The organism is Caulobacter radicis (assembly GCF_003094615.1).
Classification (GTDB): Bacteria; Pseudomonadota; Alphaproteobacteria; order Caulobacterales; family Caulobacteraceae; genus Caulobacter; species Caulobacter radicis.
Window position 1 is genome coordinate 204,776 of the sequence record NZ_QDKO01000009.1, and the last position, 18,513, is coordinate 223,288.

The 18,513-nt window shown below is 69.0% G+C and carries 13 protein-coding genes; 6 read left to right on the top strand and 7 right to left on the bottom strand.

Going from position 1 to position 18,513, the window contains the following annotated elements; genetic code table 11:
• Position 1: 1 nt before the first annotated feature.
• A complete protein-coding gene (locus tag DDF62_RS03285) occupies positions 2-586 on the top strand; it encodes a methylated-DNA--[protein]-cysteine S-methyltransferase (protein ID WP_116487787.1) in 585 nt (194 codons plus the stop codon).
• A gap of 57 nt (positions 587-643) precedes the next feature.
• Here the strand turns inward: DDF62_RS03285 and DDF62_RS03290 are convergent, their stop codons facing one another.
• Positions 644-2,650, bottom strand: a complete 2,007-nt coding sequence (locus tag DDF62_RS03290) for an alpha/beta hydrolase family protein (RefSeq protein ID WP_133244883.1) — start codon at positions 2,648-2,650, stop codon at positions 644-646.
• Between the two features lie 410 nt (positions 2,651-3,060).
• On the opposite strand from DDF62_RS03290, the gene DDF62_RS03295 reads away from it, so the two are divergent.
• Positions 3,061-6,048, top strand: coding sequence for a TonB-dependent receptor domain-containing protein (locus DDF62_RS03295; RefSeq protein ID WP_165832160.1), 2,988 nt, complete (start codon positions 3,061-3,063; stop codon positions 6,046-6,048).
• Positions 6,049-6,225: 177 nt separating this feature from the next.
• Here the strand turns inward: DDF62_RS03295 and DDF62_RS03300 are convergent, their stop codons facing one another.
• The 6 genes from DDF62_RS03300 to DDF62_RS03325 form a co-directional block, all read right to left on the bottom strand.
• The gene (locus tag DDF62_RS03300) at positions 6,226-6,594 is read right to left on the bottom strand and encodes a response regulator (RefSeq protein WP_101718306.1); all 369 of its coding nucleotides are present in this window, start codon (positions 6,592-6,594) and stop codon (positions 6,226-6,228) included.
• A gap of 5 nt (positions 6,595-6,599) precedes the next feature.
• Positions 6,600-8,222 (bottom strand): sensor histidine kinase, encoded by a 1,623-nt coding sequence (locus tag DDF62_RS03305; protein ID WP_244286687.1) that lies wholly within the window; start codon positions 8,220-8,222, stop codon positions 6,600-6,602.
• Positions 8,223-8,381: 159 nt separating this feature from the next.
• Positions 8,382-9,497 (bottom strand): 3-dehydroquinate synthase, encoded by a 1,116-nt coding sequence (gene aroB / locus DDF62_RS03310; protein ID WP_116487790.1) that lies wholly within the window; start codon positions 9,495-9,497, stop codon positions 8,382-8,384.
• A 4-nt stretch (positions 9,498-9,501) separates the two neighbouring features.
• A complete protein-coding gene (locus DDF62_RS03315) occupies positions 9,502-10,077 on the bottom strand; it encodes a shikimate kinase (protein WP_244286688.1) in 576 nt (191 codons plus the stop codon).
• Positions 10,078-10,376: 299 nt separating this feature from the next.
• Entirely contained in the window at positions 10,377-11,633 is a 1,257-nt protein-coding gene (locus DDF62_RS03320) for a carbohydrate porin (protein WP_116487792.1), read from the bottom strand.
• Entirely contained in the window at positions 11,630-14,068 is a 2,439-nt protein-coding gene (locus DDF62_RS03325) for a membrane-bound PQQ-dependent dehydrogenase, glucose/quinate/shikimate family (protein WP_116487793.1), read from the bottom strand. The genes DDF62_RS03320 and DDF62_RS03325 overlap by 4 nt, the downstream gene beginning before the upstream one ends.
• Positions 14,069-14,298: 230 nt before the next feature.
• On the opposite strand from DDF62_RS03325, the gene DDF62_RS03330 reads away from it, so the two are divergent.
• The 4 genes from DDF62_RS03330 to DDF62_RS03345 all read left to right on the top strand — a co-directional run bounded on the left by DDF62_RS03330 (position 14,299) and on the right by DDF62_RS03345 (position 18,501).
• Positions 14,299-15,774, top strand: a complete 1,476-nt coding sequence (locus tag DDF62_RS03330) for a hypothetical protein (RefSeq protein WP_208866819.1) — start codon at positions 14,299-14,301, stop codon at positions 15,772-15,774.
• Complete coding sequence (locus tag DDF62_RS03335) at positions 15,771-16,688, top strand: site-specific tyrosine recombinase XerD (protein WP_116487794.1); 918 nt, start codon at positions 15,771-15,773, stop codon at positions 16,686-16,688. The genes DDF62_RS03330 and DDF62_RS03335 overlap by 4 nt, the downstream gene beginning before the upstream one ends.
• A gap of 89 nt (positions 16,689-16,777) precedes the next feature.
• The gene (locus DDF62_RS03340; RefSeq protein ID WP_116487795.1) at positions 16,778-18,196 is read left to right on the top strand and encodes a purple acid phosphatase family protein; all 1,419 of its coding nucleotides are present in this window, start codon (positions 16,778-16,780) and stop codon (positions 18,194-18,196) included.
• Between the two features lie 83 nt (positions 18,197-18,279).
• On the top strand, positions 18,280-18,501 hold the full coding sequence (locus DDF62_RS03345) for an alkylphosphonate utilization protein (RefSeq protein ID WP_116487796.1): 222 nt from the start codon (positions 18,280-18,282) through the stop codon (positions 18,499-18,501).
• Positions 18,502-18,513: the final 12 nt, after the last annotated feature.

Sequence of the window (18,513 nt, forward strand, 5' to 3'; positions counted from 1 at the left end):
GATGGGACAGGGCTTCATGCTTTTCGAGACGGCGATCGGTCGCTGCGGCCTGGCGTGGGGCGCGGGCGGGCTGCTCGGCGTGCAGCTGCCCGAGACCGCGCCGGGCGCGGCCTGGGCGCGGCTGCGCAAGCGCTATCCCGACGCCGTCGAGACCGCGCCGCCGCCGGAGGTGGACGAGGCGGCCGATCGGATCATCGACCTCCTGGCGGGCAACCCCGGCGGAGGGCGCGACGACCTTTCCGACGTGGCGCTGGACCTGACCGTCGTGCAGCCGTTCAACCGCCGGGTCTACGAGATCGCCCGCGCCATCCGCCCCGGCGAGACCTCGACCTACGGCCAGCTGGCGAAAGCGATGGGCGAGCCGGGCGCCATGCGGGCGGTGGGCAAGGCGCTGGGCGAGAATCCCTGGCCGATCGTCGTGCCCTGCCACCGGGTGCTGGGCGCCGACGGCAGGATGGGCGGCTTCAGCGCCGACGGCGGCGCGGCGACCAAGGCCCGGCTGCTGACCATCGAGCGGGCCAGGGTCACCGACACGCCGACCCTGTTCGACATGGACTTCTCGGTCGCCCCGCCCAAGGGGCGCTGAGGGCGACGAAAAAGGGCGGCTCCTTCGAGCCGCCCTTTCCGTTTTCGCCATCGCGGCTCAGAGGCCGCCGGGCTTGCATTCGTTCTGGAAGAACTTGTCGATCTCGACCAGCTGGGTCTCCATCATCTCGGGGGTCATGGTCCAGTTGGCATAGTCCATGCCCTTGATCTCCAGCCATTTGTAGGGCTTGCCCGCGGCCTTCAGGCTTTCGACGAAGCGTCGGGAGCCTTCGAGGGCGATCACGTCGTTGAAGTCGCCGTGATAGAGGAAGACCGGGATCTTGACTTGGTCTGCGTTCTGCTGGGCGTCGAGGCCTTCGATCGACGGAGCCTGATACTCGCGCAGGACACGGCTGTTCCAGGTAATCTTCTTCATGTCGGCCAGGCTGCTGCCGGCGCCGGACACCGAGCACTGATAAAGGCCGTTGGGCCGGATGGCCGCGACCAGGGCGGCGTAGCCGCCATAGCCATAGCCGAGCATGGCGATGCGGCCTGGATCGGCCAGCTTCTGGTCGATCAGCCACTTGGCGCCGTCGTCCTTGTCGTCCTGCATCTTGCCGCCCCACTCCTTGTCGCCGGCGCGCCAGAGCTTTTCGCCCCAGCCATACGAACCGCGGAACTGAGGTTGCAGGACGACGTAGCCGCGCGAGGCGAAATACTGGACCCAGCCGACCGCGTTCCATCTCAAGAAGTCGCGTTCCCAGGGGCCGGCATGGGGCAGGATGATGGTCGGGTGCGGGCCGGGACCGAAGCCGGCGGGCGGGGTGGTGAGGAAGGCCGGAACGACCAGGCCGTCCCGCGCCGCGTACTGGACGAGGCGGGTTTCTCCCAGCGCCTCGGACTTTATCCATGGGCGCGCGCCGCCCAGCAGGCGCAGTTTGCCAGTTGAGTCCGACAGGTAATATTCCGTGGGAAGCTGTGGGCCCGACTTGGCGATGACCAGCGTGGTGCGATCGCGCGACCATCCGGCGATCGACACATCGAAGTCGGAGGCGAGGTTGAGCCTGGTTTCCAGGCCGGTGTCGGGATCGGTCCAGGCGACGGGCTCGGTCCTGACGCCGAGCGCGGCGCGCGCCGCCTTCAGGCGGGCGGCGAGATGCTCGTCCACCCAATAGACGTTGTCCCTGGCGTCGATATAGCGAACGCCGAGCAGTTCACCCTTCTCGTCGAGGATCACGCCGCTGGCGTTGAACAGCTTGTGCTCGAACAGGGGCTCCAGGAATTTTCTGGCGGCGATGTCGTATACATAAACGCCGCGCTTGCCATTGACCTTGATCATCGACACATAGGCAATATTCGGGTCTTTGCCAAATCCTTCAAGCGTCGCGTCGTTTCTGTCTTTAAAATATGATTTGAAATGATCTTCCCAAGAGCCGTTAATTGAATTCCTTATTTGATTTACGACATATATTTTGTTCTCGTCGTAGCGAGTTTCGGTTCGTCCGCGAATTTCTCCATTAAAATCGGTCTTTATGCCTCGGTATTGCTTCCCGATGTGGTCGACGCGCTCGGCTTTGTTGGTGTATATATCTACCTTGTAGACATCGCCGGAGGTCTCGACGCGACGGTCGACGACCAGAAAGCGCTTGGGGTCGTTGGGCAGGAAGTCGATGACCGCCCCTGGGGTGGTGTCGTAGGCGCGGGCGCTTTTGTCGGACAAGGACGGCGCGAGGGGTTCAGTCCACGACTTGCCCTCCAGGTCGGTCTGGAAGGATTGGGTCTGATGCCAAGTATAGCTCTGGGTCCGTTTCGGCTGCATGGCGACCACGCGCAGGCGATCGTTGCGCAGGAACGCGAGGTTCTTGAAGGTCACCCGTGTCGAGCCGATGATCGTCGGCGGCTTGTCCAGGGCGTCGGTGCGCCAGACGCTGATGGTGATCTTGGCTCCGTCGCTCGAGGTGAGGGCGGCTATGTGCTTGCCGTCGGGCGAGATGACGACGTTCGATATCATCTCGTAACGGGTGAGATCTTTCGCGCTGGGGGCGTCGGCGGGGATTCGCGTGGGCGCGGCGCTCGCCGTGGGCGGGCAAACGGCGAAGGGCGCGGCCGCTAGCAGGGCGGCCACGGGCAAGCTCGTCAAGCACTTGGAAAGCAAAAGGATTCCCCGAACGCGTACTGGCGCGCAAAAACCTATCTGCGCAGCTTGAAGTTGATATCGCAGTATATCAGCCCGCGTTTAAGCTTGGCCATTGCTTAAGGTCATCAGCAGTTTCATCCAAGGATCATCGTTCTTGGAGGTCGCTTCCGCCGGCCCTGTGGGCAAAACTGTGTCGTATTTGCTACGATCTCGGACATCCGCGTCACAATTTGGCCAAGTGCGTTGAGGCCCGTCGCAAACCTGTTACGGTCCGCCGCGCCGACGGTATGGGATGTGCCGCTGGCGAAATGCAGTGCGGGGCACCCCGCGGGGGAATTTCATTGATGACGTTTGATAAGAGAAATCTGCTCGCGACGACGGTTATCGCGGGTATCGCGATGCTTGGCGTCGTGTCGGCCGCTTCGGCCCAGACGGCCAAGCCGGCGCCGAAGGCGGAAGAGACCGCGGCCAACGAAGTTGAAGAACTGGTCGTCACCGGTTCGCGCATCAAGCGCTCGGAATTCAACAGCGCCTCGCCGGTGACCGTGATCACCAGCGAAAGCGCCGAACTGCAAGGCCAGGTCGACACCGCCTCGATCCTGCAGAGCTCGATCCTCGGCGCCACCAGCCAGCAGATCAACAACAACTTCACCGGTTTCGTCACCACCGGCGGCAACGGCGCCAACACCCTGTCGCTGCGCGGCCTGGGCGCCCAGCGCAGCCTGACCCTGATCAACGGCCGTCGCGCCGGTCCCGCCGGCATCGGCGGCACCGTCGGCCCGTTCGACCTGAACGTCATTCCGAGCTCGGTCGTCGACCGCACCGAAATCCTGACCGGCGGCGCCTCGTCGATCTATGGTTCGGACGCCATCGCCGGCGTCGTGAACATCATGACGAAGCGCAACAGCGACGACGGCGAAATCAACATCAACGCCAACGTGCCGTTCAGCAAGGGCGGTGAAGTCTACCGCGCCAGCGTCTCGAAGGGCTGGACCTTCAGCCGCGGCTACGTGAACGCCGCCGCTGAATACTACCAGTCGAACGGCCTGCGCTTCAAAGACCGCGACTACCTGAACTGCCCGCAGGACTACACCTTCGATCCGGTGACCGGCGCCCGTCGCGACCTCGTCATGCCCGACGGTTCGTACAAGTGCCTGAACACCCTGACCGGCATCTACATCCGCGGCTCGAACCGCTACATCCCGGACGCCACCGCTGTCTCGAACGGCTGGGACCTGAACGGCTTCCGCCGCGTCAACGCCAACCTGGCCGCTGTCGGCACCGCGACTTCCGGCGGTGGTTACCAAATCGTCTGCGGTTCCAACCGGACCGGCAACTGCGCCAGCCCGCTGGACTTCGCCCGCTCGACGCAAGCGCTGCAGACCACCGACTCGCCGCTGCAAGGCTATCGCCACGCCGTGTCGCCGGTGACCCGCAAGTCGGTGTTCGTCACGGGCGGCTTCGACCTGACCGAGACGACGGAACTCTACGGCGAACTGCTGCTGAACCGTCGTGAATCCGAGCAGCGCAGCATCCGCCAGCTCGGCCCGACGATCAACGCCAACAACCCGACCAACCCCTTCAACTTCGCCAACAACCCGAGCTACGTCGGGCCGACCGGCACGCCGCTGGCCGCCTCGTCGTTCTCGCCGATCTTCGTGCTGCCGGTCACCCGCGACCAGACCGTCGACTACGCCCGCGTCGTCCTCGGCGCCCGCGGCGTGCTGCCGGAATCGCTGCCGATCCTCGGCAACTGGGACTGGGACATCTACGGCCAATACTCGAAGTCGTCGGGCGACTACGGCCAAGAGTTCATCTACAACGACCGCATGCTGGCCGTTTCGGGCGCCGCCCGATGCAACCAGGCGCTCGTGACGATCTCGGCCAACATGCCGAACGCGACCTGCCCGACCAACATCAACCTGGGCAAGGTGGCGACGGTCGGCGGCAGCTACCTGACGCCGGAAGAGTACGCCTTCCTGAACGGCTACGAGCAAGGACACACCGAGTACGTCTACCAGTACGTGGAAGGCTCGATCAGCGGCGACCTGTTCAAGCTGCCCGCGGGCATGGTGGGCGCCGCCGTCGGCTTCCAGCTGCGCAAGGAACAGCTGGACGACGTCCCGGGCTTCAACAGCCGCAACAGCAACTACAACGGTTCGGCCGCCTCGGCTGAAACCCACGGCTCGGACGAAGTGAAGGAGCTCTTCGGCGAACTTGAAGTTCCGCTGCTGCGCGACCTGCCGCTGATCGACCGGCTGACGCTGAACTACTCGGCCCGCTACTCGGACTACAAGTCGTACGGCTCGAGCAGCACCTACAAGGCCGGCCTGAAGTGGAACATCAACTCCACCTGGGCTCTGCGCGCCAACAAGGGCACCTCGTTCCGCGCTCCGGCGCTGTACGAACTGTACCTTGGCTCGTCGTCCAGCTTCCTGGCTCAGACCAGCGATCCCTGCTACCAGTACGCGAGCACGGCCGGCGTGACCGACCGTCAGCGCGCCAACTGCGCGGCCCTGGGCATCACGGGCAACTCGACCCACGGCGGCGCCGGCTCCTACACCATCTTCGCCAAGGGCGGCGTTGGTTACCTGGAAGCCGAAGAGTCGGACAACAAGTCGATCGGCATCGTGTTCACGCCGAGCTTCATCGACCTGAACGTCTCGCTCGACTACTCGGAACTGACGGTCAACAATCAGGTGCAGCGCTACGGCGCCGCCAACATCCTGGACTCGTGCCTGGATGCGCCTGACTTCCCGACCAGCCCGTACTGCAGCCTGATCACCCGCAACACCGACACCTCGTCGACGACCTTCGGCGCCGTGCTGACCGTGTCGGATGCGTACCTGAACGTGGCCAAGCAGTGGAACAACGCCCTCGACCTGAGCGCGGTGTACCGCCACGAGCTGCCGCACGGGACCCTGGTGGTTTCGGGTCAGTTCACCTGGACCCTCGACTGGTACACCCAGCTGAGCAACGGCGCCGATCCGGTGAAGAACCAAGGCTTCACGGCCTATCCGGACTTCGCGGGCCGCACGGGCGTCTCGTACATCCAAGGCGACTGGACCGTTAACTGGGCCACCCAGATGGTCGGCAAGACCTCGGACGTCGACGACAGCTACAGCGGCTACGGCACGGATCTCATCACGTACCGTGACCAGCAGGCCTACGTGAAGCGTCACATCGAGTTCAACGCCACGCACGACATCTCGGTCCGTCGCAAGTTCGACGACATCACCGTGACCGCCGGCATCAACAACGTGTTCGACGAGCAACCGCCGTTCTACTCGACGTCGTCGGCGAGCCGCTTCTCGAACATGCGTCTGGCCTCGTCCTACGACATCCTCGGCCGTCGTATGTTCGTGAACATCAACAAGAAGTGGTAGGAAAACCAACCCTCTAGGGGGCTGGGAAGGGCGGCGAGGGCAACCTCGCCGCCCTTTTTCTTTGCCCCTGTTCCCAGCCGGGCCGGGATGGCGAGGGGCAAACGAAAGCCGCCCCGGGTGACCGGGACGGCTGTCGAAGATCCGAAAATGGAAGCGACGGGCGCTGGGCCCGCGGCGTCAGACGACCTGGGCGGCCAGGCCTTCGAGCACGCGGCGCAGGTCGGCCTCGCGGAAGGGCTTCTGCAGCACCGCCGAGCCCTTGTGCGGCTCGGTCAGGCCCGCCTCGCCGTAGCCGCTGGCGAAGGCGAAGGGCACGCCCCGCGCCTTCAGGGCGTCGGCGACCGGAAAGATCGGGCGGCCGCCGAGGTTGACGTCGAGCAGGGCCGCGTCGATCTCGGCCGATCCGGCCAGGCGCAGGGCCTCCTCGATCTCGGCGGCCGGGCCCACGACCTCGCAGCCGAGATCGCCGAGCATGTCCTCGACCAGCATCGAGACGAGGGCTTCGTCTTCGACCACCAGTACCTTCAGGGCGGCGAGGGTCTTCATCTGTTTCACGGCTCCAGGGCGGCGAGGGGCAGCGTCATGGCGCAGACCAAGCCGGATTGATCATAGGCGAGACGGACCACGCCGGACAACTCTCCGGCGAGACCCTTCTCCAGAAGGCGGGCGCCGAAGCCGCGGCGGCTCGGCGGGGTGACGCGCGGGCCGTCGCGCTCGGTCCAGGTCAGGACCAGGCGGGCGGGGGCTTCGAGCGGTTCGATGGACCAGGCCACCGTCACCCGCCCCTCGGGCGTCGACAGGGCGCCGTACTTGGCGGCGTTGGTGGCCAGTTCGTGCACGGCCATGCCGATGGCCACGGTGGCCTTGGGGTTGAGGCGCAGGTCGCGGGCGTAGTCGAAGTCCAGCCGCTCGCGGCCGGCGAAGGCCTCCAGCTCGGCGTCGACGATCTCGCGCAGGCTGGCGCTCTCCCAGTTCTGCTCGGTCAGCAGGTTGTGGGTCTGGGACAGGGCGATCAGGCGGGCCTCGAAGGCCTCGCGGAAGGCGTCCAGGTTTTCGGCGGCGCGCAGGGTCTGGGCGGCCATCGACTGGACGGTGACCAGGGTGTTCTTGACCCGGTGATTGAGCTCGTTGAGCAGCAGGCGCTGGCGCTCTTCGGCCCGCTTGCGCTCGGTGACGTCCAGCGACACGCCGGCCATGCGCCGCACGCTTCCGCCGATCACCGGCGTCTCGTCGCGCACGGCGGCCCGGCCGCGGGCGTGCACCCAGCGGGTCTCGCCGCTGGGAACGACCACGCGGTACTCGATGTCGTAGTCGCCGCCGGTGCGGATGGCCTCGTCCATGGCCGCCAGCATGCGCTCGCGGTCGCTGGCGTGGATGGTGGCCACCAGGTCGTCGAAGCCGAAGTCCTGGTCGGCGGTGCGGCCATAGTTCGACTTGCAGATGTCCGAAGCGTCGTAGGCGCGGGTCCCGACATCGAGCTCCCACGAGCCCAGGCGGCCGGAATCGAGGGCGAACTTCAGCCGCTCCTCGGTGCGGCGGCGCTCTGTCAGCTCCCGGTGTCCAGCCTCGCCAGCGCGGCTGCGCTCGATGGCGACGGCGGCCTGGGCGGCCAGGCCGATGATCAGGGTTTCGGCGCGGGCGTCGAACTTGCCGGTCTCGCGATGACCGAAGAACAGGCCGCCCAGCACCACGTCGTCGACAGTGGTCACCGGAGCGGCCAGGTAGCTGCGCACGGGCAGGTGCCCCTCGGGCATGCCCTGGCGCGGCGCGTTCTGGCCATAGCGCGGATCGGCCAGGATGTCGTCGGAGCGCACCACGCCCACGCCGTCGAAGGTGGGGGCGAAGATCGCCGTCTTGCGCGGCATGGGAAAGTCGGCGAACGCCTCGGGCGGCGCGCCGGCCAGGCCATAGAGCATGTAGCTCTCACCGGCCTCGTCGATGACGTTGTAGAAGAAGGCCCCGAACTGGGCGCCGATCAGCTCGACGCCGCCGTCGATCACCGCCTGGACGGTCTCGCCCAGGCTCTGGTGCGCGCCGATGGCCGCGGCGATGCGGCTGAACACCTCGTTGCGACGGACCTCGTCGGCGTGAGCGGCCTGCGCTTCGGCCAGCCGCCGGCGGAGATCGACCATCTCCTCCGTCGCTGACACCGCGTCGGCCTCCAAAACGGTCACCTAGGCTCCCCCCTAGACCCCATCGCCGACACTCCGGCGCGTCGACCTGAACGCGCCGGAAACGGAGCGGTTCCGCCGATCGTAAACAAGCTTGGCTTTTAGGGAAGCGCTGACGTGAAACGCTTGTCTCGCCCCGGCGCGACGGGGAGGCGACAGGCTTCAGCCGGCCGCGCCCTCGGTCAGCAGGAAGGCCCGCAGCGGGGCCGGATCGACGCCCTTGGCGACGAAGGCCTCGCCGATGCGGCGCACCAGAACGAAGGTCAGGGCGCCGCCCTCGGCCTTCTTGTCCTGGCCCATGTGGGCGATCAGGGCGTCGGCGCCGAAGGGCTGGCTGCGGACCTCGGCCAGGGTGGTCGGCAGGCCGGCGGCCTTGATGGCGGCCACGGCGCGGACGGCGTCCTGGGCCGGGCACAGGCCCTGAGCGGCCGAGAACCGGAAGGCCTGGGCCATGCCCACGCCAACGGCCTCGCCATGCTTGAGCGCGTCGCCGAAGCCCATCTCGGCCTCGATGGCGTGGCCGAAGGTGTGGCCGAGGTTGAGGAGCGCGCGGCGACCGGCTTCCTTCTCGTCCTCGGCGACGATCTCGGCCTTCATCTCGACGCTGCGGCCGACGGCGCGGACCAGGGCTTGCGTGTCGCGCTCGAGCACGGCGTGGACGTTCTTCTCCAGCCACTCGAAGAACTCGAAGTCGCCCAGCAGGCCGTACTTGATGACCTCGGCATAGCCGCAGGCCAGCTCGCGGGCGGGCAGGGTGGCCAGCACGTCGAGGTCGGCCAGCACCAGGCGCGGCTGGTGGAAGGCGCCGATCAGGTTCTTGCCGCGCGGGGTGTCGATGGCGGTCTTGCCGCCGACCGAGCTGTCGACCTGGGCCAAGAGGGTGGTCGGAATCTGGATGAAGTCGACGCCGCGCTTGTAGATCGCCGCCGCGAAGCCGGCGAGGTCGCCGATCACGCCGCCGCCGAAGGCCACGATCATGTCGCCGCGCTCGAGGTTCAGCGCCAGCAGCTGGTCGGACAGGTGCGCCAGCCCCTCGAAGCTCTTGGTCTCTTCGCCCGGCGGCAGCACGATGACGTCGACCGCGGCGCCGGCCTTTTCCAGCGACACCGACAGGCGCTCCACATGGTGCTCGCCGACATTGGCGTCGGTGACCACGGCGCAGCGCTTGCGCTTCGAGAGGAACGGCAGGACGTGCTCGCCGGCCTTGTCGATCAGGCCCGTACCGATGACGACGTCGTAGGCGCGATCGCCCAGGCCCACGGGAACGGTGCGGATCACGGTCTTACTCTCCGGTAGCGGACGCGGCGGCGAGGCGGCCCTGCAGGGCGGCGATCACGGCTTCGACGGCCACCATGTGGGGCGTGTCGCCGGTCTCGACGGTCAGGTGGGCCTCGCCATAGGCGGGGTAGCGGGTCACGGCCTGCTCGCGCAGGACGTCCATCGGGTCGCGGTTCTTCAGCAGCGGACGGCCGTCCTTGCGGCCGACACGGCGGGCCAGCAGCTCCAGATCGGCTTTGAGCCAGACGGCGATGGCCTTGTCCTTGATCAGGGCGCGGGTCTCGGCGTTGACGAAGGCTCCGCCGCCGGTGGCCAGCACGTGCGGCGGCTCGTCCAGCAGGCGGGCGATGACCCGGCGCTCGCCGTCGCGGAAGGCCTCCTCGCCCATCTCGGCGAAGATCTCGGGGATCGAGCGGCCGGCGGCGCGCTCGACCTCGTTGTCGGCGTCGCGAAACGGCAGGTCGAGGGTGTTGGCCAGGCGCCGGCCGACGCTGGACTTGCCCACGCCCATCAGCCCGACCAGCACGATGGTCTGGTCACGGAGGTCTGGATAGCGGGGCGGAGCGAGATCGGCGGTCATGGTCGGCTCCTCCGATACACGACCCGCGCCCCCGCCGCCACGCTTGGGACTGCGGTTATTCCTGGGGCGGGCGTTAGTTTTGGGGAGGGGGCTGGCGCTTCTGCCGCTAACGCGGAACCTCTTCATTAATCCCGTCATTCCCGCCCTTGTGGCGGGAACCCCTGTTTCCGCTGACACGTGAGGTGCAAGCGGCGTGCTCAGCACGCCGCCTCATCCGTCCTTGCGGCCGATAGAGGGGTTCCCGCCACAAGGGCGGGAATGACGGGCGGAGAGGGGGCGGCCTCTGGCGAGGGGGCCTCTCAGAACTGCGCCTTGACCTGCGCGCCGACCGCCAAGGCGTTGGGGGTGTCGCGGTAGCCGAAGGCGCCGGGGTCGATGACGTACTGCACGTCGGGACGGACGGTCAGCCAGCGGGTCGCCTGCCAGCCGTAGCTCAGCTCGATCGCGGTCTCGCCGGCCGGCAGGGCGCCGTAGTCGACCGGCGTGGCCGAGGCGTCGACATAGACCTGCCGCAGGCGCGGGTTGAGCTTCGCGTGGACCAGGCCCAGGGCGATGGTGTCGGCGTCGCGGCCGCGGAAGGTTCCGGTCTTGACCAGGCCCGCCTCGTACCAGCGGGTGATCGGGGCCGAGGCCTTGGGATTGCTGGTGAACTGGCCAAACAGCGACAGGCCGCGCCCGCCGCTCCCCTCGCGCCAGATCATCTGGTCGGCCAGCAGGTAGACGCCGTAGCGGCCCTTCACGGTTCCGGTCTCGCCCTGCCGGGTGACGCGCGAGCTGTCGTAATAGGCGCCCAGCTTGTAGTGGCCCGGCAGGCCGCCGCCGGCGCCGCGGTCGTACTCGATCTCCAGCGGCAGCATGACGCCGGTCGAGCCCGAGGCGAACGGACGCCAGGCGTTGGCCTTGTCGTTGAGGGCCGGGTTCACCTGGTAGACGCCGGTGCGCACCAGGAGGTCGGGGCGCACGGCGTAGCGCGCCGCCACGCCCCAGCGGGCGTTGGGATAGTTGTACCAGCCGCTGTCGCCCGACATCGACAGCGGGTGGGCGCAGAAGGCGGCGTTGACCAGATTGCAGCCGATGGCCATGCCGCCCAGGTCGTTGCCCATGGCGAAGAAGCCGGCCCGCAGGTCCAGGCGCCCGCCGTCCAGTTGCTGCTCGATGGAGAGTTCGGTCAGCCGCGTGTATTGGCCGCCATAGGCTTCCTGGATCGGCAGGCGGTTGCCGACCACGTCGGACGACACGCCCTTGCCGCGGCGGTCGTTGAAGGTCAGGTGCAGGATCCCGCCCGACCAGCCGGCCAGCTTGTCGAGGTCGAAGTCGGCGCCGACCCGGATCTGCTGGGTGTAGCCGCCGCCCCGCCGCAGGCCGCCGTCCAGCACGCTGAAGGTCTCCGAGACGTAGTCGCCTCGGAAGGCGATGCCGTCTTCGGCCAGATCGGTGCGGACCCCGCCCCAGTCTCCAGTCAGGGTGGTGCGTTCGCCGGCGAGGGCCGGCGAGGCGCAGGCCAGGGCCGCCGCCAGTCCGGCGGCGACCCCCAGCCGTTCGATCGGCCGGCTCATTTCAGGGCGTAGGCGATCACGTAGTCGCCGCGATCGGGCGACTGGCGCGCGCCGCCGGCGGTGATCACCACGTACTGCTTGCCGGTCTTGGGCGAGCGGTAGCTCATCGGGCCGCCCTGGCTGCCCACCGGCAGGCGGGCCTTCCAGACTTCCTTGCCGGTGCCCGAGTCGAAGGCGCGCAGATAGTAGTCCTGCGTGCCGGCGAAGAAGACGAGGCCGCCTTGCGTCGCCAGGCTGCCGCCAAGCGTGGGCAGGCCGATCGGCATGGGCAGGCCCATCTTGATCCCCAGCGGGCCGGTGTCGCGCACCGTGCCGACCGGGACCTGCCACTTGATCTTCTGGGTCGTCATGTCGACCGCGGTCATCGTGCCGTAGGGCGGGGCCTGGCAGGGAATGCCCAGCACCGACAGGAAGCGGTTCTTGTCGACCGAATAGGGCGTGCCCTTCAGCGGCACGGCGCCCATGCCGGTGTTGACCGCCTCGCCGCCGCCGGCGGCCGCGACCTTGCTGGTGTCCTGCGGGATCATCCGCACCCACAGGCCCAGGCGCATGTCGTTGACGAAGATGGTGTTGGTGGTCGGGTCGGTCGACAGGCCGCCCCAGTTCATGCCGCCCAGCGAGCCTGGGAAGCTCAGCGACTTGTCCGTGCCCGGCGCGGTGTAGAGGCCCTCATAGCGCATGCCCTTGAAGGCGATGCGGCACAGCAGCTGGTCGAAGGGCGTGGCGCCCCACATGTCGGCTTCCTTCAGGGTCTGGGCGCCGATCTGCGGCATGCCCGTCGAGCGCGGCTGGCTCAGGGCGTAGGGCTCGCCGGGGATGTCGGCGGCCTTGACCGGCACGTTCTCGACCTTGGTCAGAGGCTGGCCCGTGGCGCGGTCGAGCACGTAGAGCTGGCCGGCCTTGGTGCCGAACACCAGGGCCGCGACCGTGCCGCCGCCGGCCTTGGGGAAGTCGATGAAGCTGGGCTGCATCGGCACGTCGAAGTCCCACAGGTCGTTGCGGACGGTCTGGAACACCCACTTCTCGCGGCCCGTCGTGGCGTCCAGCGCCAGCATCGAGGCGCCGTAGCGATGGTCGAGCGCGCTGCGGGTCTTGCCGTAGAGGTCGACCGAGGCGCTGCCCACCGGCATGAACACGGTGTTGGAGGCGGCGTCGTACGACATCGACGACCAGACGTTGGGCGTCGAGCGGGCGTAGGTCTTGCCAGCCGGCGGGGCCTTGGTGATCGACGGATCGCCGGGGTCGAAGGCCCAGCGCAGGGCGCCGGTGATGACGTCGAAGCCGCGCACCACGCCGCCGGGCATGTCGACCTGGACGTTGTCGGCGATGCGGCCGCCGACCACGATGGTCGTGCCGGCCAGGGTCGGCGCGGCGGTCAGCTGGTACTGCGGGTCGGGCGCATCGCCCAGGCCGGCCTTGAGGTCGACGCGGCCGGCGGTCCCGAAGTCCTGGCAGGCCTTGCCGGTGTCGGCGTCGAAGGCCATCAGCACCGCGTTGATGGTGTTCATCAGGATGCGGCGGCGGCAGGGCGCGGCTTCCGGCACGGAGGCCGTCAGAACGGGCGTCGAGCCGCCCGCGGTCGGCTGCAGCAGTGGCGCGCCGGCGTCGAAATAGGCCAGGCCCCGACAGCGCATCCAGACCGAGGCCTTGGCGTCGACGATGGTTTTCCACTTTTCGCGGCCGGTGTCGGCGTCCAGGGCGATGACGTTGTTGTGCGGCGTGCAGATGTAGACGGTGTCGCCGACCTGCAGCGGGGTGTCCTGGTCCTCGGCGCCGTTGCCGTCGCTGACCGCCACGTCGCCGGTGCGGTAGGTCCAGGCGACCTTCAGGCCCTGCACGTTGTCGCGGGTGATCTGGTCCAGCGCCACGAAGCGGCTGGCGCCGGGGGTGTTGCCGTAGGCCTCCCAGTTCTTCTGGGCCTTGGCCGGGTCGACGGGGATGAGGCCGGGCGCCGCGCCGGCGAAGGCGACGGTGGCATGCGGGAAGAACATGGCGGTGAAGCCGGCGGCCGCGCCCAGGGCCAGCACCGCGCCGGCCGCCAGGGCGGGAACGAGGGCCGAGGGCCTGCCGCTGGCCCGCGCCATCAGCGGATAGGAGAAGGCGACCACGGCCGCGCCGACGCTGAGCGCCAGGAGACGCGAGATCAGGGGCCAGAACGAGACGCCCGATTCCGCCAGCGCCCAGACCACCGTGGCTGCGAACACCGCGCCGAACAGCAGGGCGCCGCTCGCCTTGGCCCGGCCGATCTGCACGCCGGCCGCGACCAGCGCCAGGCCGGCCAGCACGAAGTAGGGGCTGCCGCCCAGCGTCAGCAGCTTGCCGCCGCCGATCACGAAGAACAGGCCCGCGGCCAGGATGACCGCGCCGAGCAGCAGCAGCCATAGCCGCGCCAGCGGACTGACGGCGTTACGGGTGTCGGACAGGGTGGAGGGCATGGGGTCTCCCGTGGATGATCGACGCGGCTCGACCACTCCCGTCCGAACTGATGGACGTATGGAGCCCCCCACGGGCTCAAGCTCACGCTAGGTAAGCAACAGGTTCGCGCTTTGGACCCAAACTTGGTCGCTCGCAAGCATTTATGGCCGATCACGGTTACGCCCTTTCGCCGCGCTATCGCCGTCTGACCGTCTTCTGCCTGCCGCGCTTCCTTGCCATAGTAGGGACCATGGCTTTCTCCCCGCGTTCCCCGCTGGCGCTCGCCGCCGCCGTCTCCGTTCTCGCCGCCGCAGGCGCGCAGGCCCAGGAGGTGGCGGTCAGCACGCTGGCGCCGCCCGACCTGTTCTCGAACCCCGCCGCCGACACCGGCCTGCCGGGCGACCTGTGGAAGGACGCCTCGCCGGGGCTGATGCGCGAGACCCTGCCCAAGCTGGCCGCCAAGCCGCTGTCGCCGGCCTTCGCCGACTTCGCCCGGCGGGTGCTGGCCACCGGCGCGCGGGCCCCGGCGGGCGTCGGCGATGACCCCGAGATGGGCGGGACGCGGGCCCTGGCCCTGATCGCCCTGGGCGAGGCGGCCGGCGCCAAGCGGGTGCTGGATCGCACGCCGGGCCTGGACCAGAACGCCGCCCTGGCCATGGCCGCGGCCGAGGCCAACCTGATCGCCGGCGACGACGATCGCGCCTGCGCCGTCGCCGACGCGTTGAGCGCCGATCGCGGGACCGGCTACTGGCTGCGGCTGCGGGCCTTCTGCCAGGCGCGGGCCGGCCAGACCGCCGAGGCCCAACTGACCTTCAACCTCGCCCAGCAACAGGGCAAGGACGCCGACTACGCCCGGCTGATGCCGGCCCTGCTGTCGGGCGCGGCGCCGACCGGCGGCGCCAACCTGCGCACCGGGATCAACTACGCCCTGTCCAGGAAGCTGGGGCTCGACGTTCAGGCCGCCTCGGCCACGGCGACGCCGGCCACCCGGGGCGTTCTGGCCCCGCCGGCCGCCGACCTAGCCGCCGCGCAAGCCGCCGACTGGGCGTTCCTGAAATCGGCCAAGCCAGGGGCGGACTTCGCCGCCGCGGCCCGCGCCGCCGCCCCGCTGATCGCGGCCATGGTCGCCGCCGACGCGCCGCTCACCGATCCGGGCCTCTTCCTGCGCGCGGCCCTGACCGCCGGCGATGTCAAGACCGCCCAGGCCATCCGGGGCAAGATGACCGGCGACGCCATCCCCGGCGTCGGCACCCAGGACCTAGCCCTGTTCGACGCGGCCCTGGCCGCAGGTTCGGGCGGTTCGACCGACCAGGCGCTGGACCGGCTGGTGGAGCTGGGCGCCAATGGCGGGGCCAAGTCTCCGGCCCAGCCGGCCGCGGTGGTGCTGCAGGCCCTGGGCGGGGCGCTGAGCCCCGAGGACCGCGCGACCTTCGCCGGCTTCGAGGCCGGCAAGTCGACCGCCTCGGCCGCGCGCTTGGTGCTGTTGGACGCGGCCGCCGCCGCCGGTCGCAAGGGCGAGGCCGCCGTGCTGGCCCTGTCGGTCGCCGCCGACGCCGGGGCGGCCGGACCCGCCGCCGCCGACCGCGCCCGTATCGTCGCGGCGCTGAACCGCGCGGGCCTTTCCGCCGACGCCCGGGCCCTGGCCGTCGAGGGCCTGCTGCCCGCGCCGCCGGTCCCGGCCAAGCCCGCGTCGGCCGCGCCCAAGCCGGCCCCGAAGAAGAAATGAGCGGCAAGGCCGAAGGCTGGGTCGAGGCCTTCCTGGAGATGATGGCCGTCGAGCGCGCGGCGGCCGCCAACACCCTGCGCGCCTACGAGAAGGATCTCGAGGACGCCCGGGGCTTTCTGGGGCGCGCGGGCAATGACCTGGACGCCGCCGACGCCGAGGCCATCGAGGCCTATTTCCAGGACCTGGGCGCGCGCGGCCTGTCGCCGGCCACGGCGGCGCGACGACGCTCGGCCGTGCGGCAGTTCTATCGCTTCGCCCTGGGCGAGGGCTGGCGGACCGACGACCCGTCCCGCCGCGTGGTCGCGCCCAAGGCCGGCCGGCCGCTGCCCAAGGTGCTGTCGCGGGTCGAGATCGACGCCCTGCTGGCGGCGGCTTCCGACAAGGACGGGGCCCAGGGCCTGCGGCTGTCGTGCATCATCGAGCTGCTCTACGCCTCGGGCCTGCGGATCTCGGAACTGCTGGCCCTGCCGCTGTCGGCCCTGGCGCGCGACCCGGCCTTCCTGATGGTCAAGGGCAAGGGCGGCAAGGAACGGCTGGCCCCGCTGAACGACGCGGCCCGCGCGGCGGTGAGGGCCCATCTGGAGGGAAGGCTGCAATTCCTGCCAAAGGGCCAGAAGGACAGCCCGTGGCTTTTTCCGTCGCGCGGCAAGGGCGGGCGGCTGACGGCGCGGCGCGTGTCGCAGCTCCTGGAAGACGCCGCCATCGCCGCCGGGATCGATCGCGAGAAGGTCAGCCCCCACGTGCTGCGCCACGCTTTCGCCACCCACCTGCTGGAGGGCGGGGCGGACCTGCGGGTCATCCAGACCCTGCTGGGCCACGCCGACATCGGCACGACCCAGATCTATACCCACGTGGCCGGCGAGCACCTGGCCGAGGTGGTGCGCACCAAGCATCCTCTGGGAAAGAAGGAGTAGGGGCGGGCGACCTTCGTCAATCTGTCACGGAACCCGGGCAGTAGCGCGAGGCGGCGACGGTGGGGTCGTCAGTCGACGGAGGGAAAATCATGGCTTTGCGGAAACTGCTCGTCGGCGTGGCGACGCTGGGCCTTGTGGCGTTCTCGGCGGCGCCGGTTCTCGCCCAGGAGGTCGCCCAGCCGGTTCCGCGCTCGCCGGGCCTGCCGTTCAAGCCCAAGGGCCTGCCCGACCGCATCGTGCTGACCGCCGGCGCCGATCCTTCGCGCGAGATGGCCGTGGCCTGGCGCACCGACCCGCGCCAGGCGGTCGCCGAGATCCAGCTGGCCGAAGCCATCGACGGGCCGAGCCTGGCCTTCCGCGCCAAGACCCTCTCTGGGACCTCGCAGGCGATCGACAGCGCCAACGGCCCGGCCCTCTATCATCAGGCGCGGCTGACCGACCTGTCGCCCGACACGGCCTATGTCTACCGCGTGAAGGGCGCCGACGGCTGGAGCGAGTGGCTGCAGTTCCACACCGCCGCGGCGACATTCCGCCCGTTCCGCTTCCTCTATCTGGGCGACACCCAGAACGGCATCCTGCCGATCGGCTCGCGGGTGATCCGCCAGGGCTTCCAGTCGACCGCCGCGCCGGCCCTGGTGCTGCACGCCGGCGACTTGGTGGCCCAGCGCGACGACCTCGACCATGACGACGAATGGGGCGAGTGGACGGCGGCCGGCGCCTACAACTTCTCGACCGTTCCGCAGCTGCCGGCCACCGGCAACCACGAGTATGTCGACGTGGCCAAGCCCGACGGGACCGAGAGCCGCAAGCTTGGCCCCTACTGGCCGCTACAGTTCGCCCTGCCCGCCAACGGCGCCGAGCCCGTTAAGCAGACGACCTACTACGTCGACTACCAGGGCGTGCGGTTCATCATCCTGGACGGCACCGCGGCGCTAGATCTCGGCGCGCTGGAGGCCCAGACCCGCTGGCTGGACCAGACCCTGGCGGCCAGCAAGGCCAGGTGGAACATCGTCACCTTCCACCAGCCGATCTTCACCTGCGCCCGCCCGCAGGACACCGAAAAGCTGAAAGCCGCCTGGAAGCCGGTGTTCGAGGCCCGCAAGGTCGATCTGGTCCTGCAAGGCCACGACCACTGCTACGCCCGCCTGACCAGCGAGGCCGGCAAGGCCGACGCCGCGCGCCGCCACAAGGCCGGCCAGCCGCAGGGGCCGGTCTATGTGGTCTCGGTGGTCGGCTCGAAGATGTACGCCCTGAACGACCGCGCCCTGACCCAGCCCGACAAGGTCGCCGCCGACACCGAGTTCTACCAGGTGATCGACGTCGACGCCGACAAGCTGGGCTTCGCCGCCTACACCGCCAGCGGCAAGCTCTACGACGCCTTCACCCTGGTGCGGGGCAAGGGTGGGGCCAAGACCCTGGTCGAGAGCAAGGAGTCGATGCTGGCCCAGCGGGTCTGCACCGGCGCCACGGGACCGGACGGCGCGCCGTGCCTGGGCCGGACCAAGTAGGAAAGCGCCTGGACTTTCGCCCGGCGGCCTCTAAGAAGCCCGTACTTTTTGTGCGGGCTTGTCTTGAGCCCCGGGAGCCTTCCATGTCCGACGAAACCCGCGATTCCAACGGCGCGATCCTGGCCGACGGCGACAACGTCACCCTGATCAAGGACCTGAAGGTCAAGGGCTCGGGCGGGGTGACCCTCAAGCGCGGGACGCTGGTCAAGAAGATCCGCCTGACCGGTGATCCCGACGAGATCGAGGCCAATGTCGACAAGGTTCGGGGCCTCGTGCTGCGCACCGAGTTCGTCAAGAAGGCCTGATCGCGCCCATCG

What these genes read in the sequence shown, in the direction of transcription:
- DDF62_RS03285 (WP_116487787.1), top strand. Translation starts at nt 2, where the DNA reads ATGGGACAGGGCTTCATGCTTTTCGAGACGGCGATCGGTCGCTGCGGC.
- DDF62_RS03295 (WP_165832160.1), top strand. Translation starts at nt 3,061, where the DNA reads ATGCTTGGCGTCGTGTCGGCCGCTTCGGCCCAGACGGCCAAGCCGGCG.
- DDF62_RS03300 (WP_101718306.1), bottom strand. Translation starts at nt 6,594, where the DNA reads ATGAAGACCCTCGCCGCCCTGAAGGTACTGGTGGTCGAAGACGAAGCC.
- DDF62_RS03315 (WP_244286688.1), bottom strand. Translation starts at nt 10,077, where the DNA reads ATGACCGCCGATCTCGCTCCGCCCCGCTATCCAGACCTCCGTGACCAG.
- DDF62_RS03320 (WP_116487792.1), bottom strand. Translation starts at nt 11,633, where the DNA reads ATGAGCCGGCCGATCGAACGGCTGGGGGTCGCCGCCGGACTGGCGGCG.
- DDF62_RS03325 (WP_116487793.1), bottom strand. Translation starts at nt 14,068, where the DNA reads ATGCCCTCCACCCTGTCCGACACCCGTAACGCCGTCAGTCCGCTGGCG.
- DDF62_RS03330 (WP_208866819.1), top strand. Translation starts at nt 14,299, where the DNA reads ATGGCTTTCTCCCCGCGTTCCCCGCTGGCGCTCGCCGCCGCCGTCTCC.
- DDF62_RS03335 (WP_116487794.1), top strand. Translation starts at nt 15,771, where the DNA reads ATGAGCGGCAAGGCCGAAGGCTGGGTCGAGGCCTTCCTGGAGATGATG.
- DDF62_RS03340 (WP_116487795.1), top strand. Translation starts at nt 16,778, where the DNA reads ATGGCTTTGCGGAAACTGCTCGTCGGCGTGGCGACGCTGGGCCTTGTG.
- DDF62_RS03345 (WP_116487796.1), top strand. Translation starts at nt 18,280, where the DNA reads ATGTCCGACGAAACCCGCGATTCCAACGGCGCGATCCTGGCCGACGGC.